Annotated in this window: 1 protein-coding gene; it reads right to left on the reverse strand. The window is 59.9% G+C overall.

Features of this window, described 5'->3' with window-relative positions; translation table 11 throughout:
• Positions 1–400: 400 nt before the first annotated feature.
• Complete coding sequence (locus AC1DU6_RS30120) at positions 401–949, reverse strand: hypothetical protein (RefSeq protein ID WP_457321144.1); 549 nt, start codon at positions 947–949, stop codon at positions 401–403.
• Positions 950–1699: the final 750 nt, after the last annotated feature.

Raw genomic sequence — 1699 nt, forward strand, 5'->3', positions numbered from 1 at the left:
CCGCATTGCAGCGGTTGCTGACGGTCGGGGCCAGCGCCCGTGCGACAGCAAGGTGCCCATAGCGGAAGGTCGAGATCGACCTTGAAGACCGGCAGCGCAGCGGTTGCCGTCATCCGCGGCAGGTTGCCGATTTCATGGTCCGATGCGCGAAGCCGTCATTTGCTCACCGGTCGACGCGGCAGCAGCACGACCGCTATGGAGGGTGAAGCCGCCATCCAGGAGGAGGGCCGCCGCTCACCCTGGTCAAGTCTGGATGAATGTCTGCTGCTCAAGGGATCGAACGGGTGCTCCCGACCCATTTGCGACATTCGCCATGCTCAATTGGGCGCCGCAAACCTGCCTTTCGCGCCGCCCAGCGACGGACTCAAAAGTTCGATCTGCATCGAGTGCCCTGATGGGCTCATAGGGGAATTGACTGTGCCCCCGGCAGGTATTCACCAGCCCTCGGCGGACCGCAGCGGGAAGCCGAATCTACGCCGGTCTCAAGCATGTTGCAGACCTGCTGGATTGCTATCTCGAGCTCATCCTGATTGCAGAGGTACTCGTCAATTTTCCCGAACGACGTGTACCGCGAACGATTGAATCCGTCTTCGATATCGTTGAACCAAACGACCATGCCCCCGATCACGGCGACCGCCCAAAAACCGCCGCCCCCCTCCCATATGTAGGCTCGGACCACTTCGCTGGCTGAATTCGAATAGCTTCCCACAACCGCGCCTGCTGGATGTTCATCCGTGCTTCGCCCGCGTTGATAAGGTCCCACAGCGATGCTTCTGAGATTGGCTTCCAGTTCATAGGTGTTTTCGGGAGGTCTAACGAACGCTTTTGGCCGAACAGCGACGTCATCGGCCCCTGGCGACGTCCAGGGTTTCCACCCAAGGCCGAGCAGTGCCCCAGCCGATGATGAAGTCGTGATCATTGCTGCACAACAAGTAGCTGCCATCTTCATCACAGACGTAAAACTCAAGCGCGGGGCATTCGAGCAACACCCGGAGCAGGTCATAGCCGCTCCCGAACTTCCAGATGTACGCTGCTTCACTCAAAAACATCAAACACGACTTTGCTCCGACAAAATCGGCGACGAGCTTCCAACCATCCGGCCTCCTTGTCCCGCCGGGAGCATAGGTCTCGTCCCACGGTGTGCTCGCGGAAGCGTCGACTCCTAGCCGCTCCCGAAGTCGAAGCTTGAGATTTCGCGCATCCTCTAAGTTCAGGGAATTTGCGAAGGTCCCAGTCGTCTGTATTGCTTGAAGGACGTGGCTGTTCAAAGGCAACGGACGGTCATGGGGCAAAGATAGCCTACTCGAAAGCCGCCGCTGGTGGGCGTCCGCTCCTGGCCGAGACCGGGTTTCCATTAGATCTGCCGTTAGCCGACCCCGGTCAGGCCAACCAACCAAGCCAGCCAGCCAGCCAGCCAGCCAGCCAACGTCAGCTTACGGTATCGCCTGGCAAGACCCGGTCCCGGCCAGGAGCGGAGGTTCACTCCGGCGCGACCAGCGGCTGGTCAGCTCAGAAAGCTGTCGCCCAACGAATGAAAGGGACTTCCCCGTCCCGAACTAGCCGCGTTGCGGCAACCGGCAACCAAGTGCCACGATGGGAAGTGCGATCTCTCATCAACTCATTCGGAAGGGGAAGGCCATGAAAGGCCCTGCTCATAGGTCGGACGTCGCACGCTTCGCTATCTCGGTAAGGCCAGTGC

The organism is Roseateles sp. P5_B10 (assembly GCF_056400485.1).

What these genes read in the sequence shown, in the direction of transcription:
- AC1DU6_RS30120 (WP_457321144.1), bottom strand. Translation starts at nt 949, where the DNA reads ATGAAGATGGCAGCTACTTGTTGTGCAGCAATGATCACGACTTCATCA.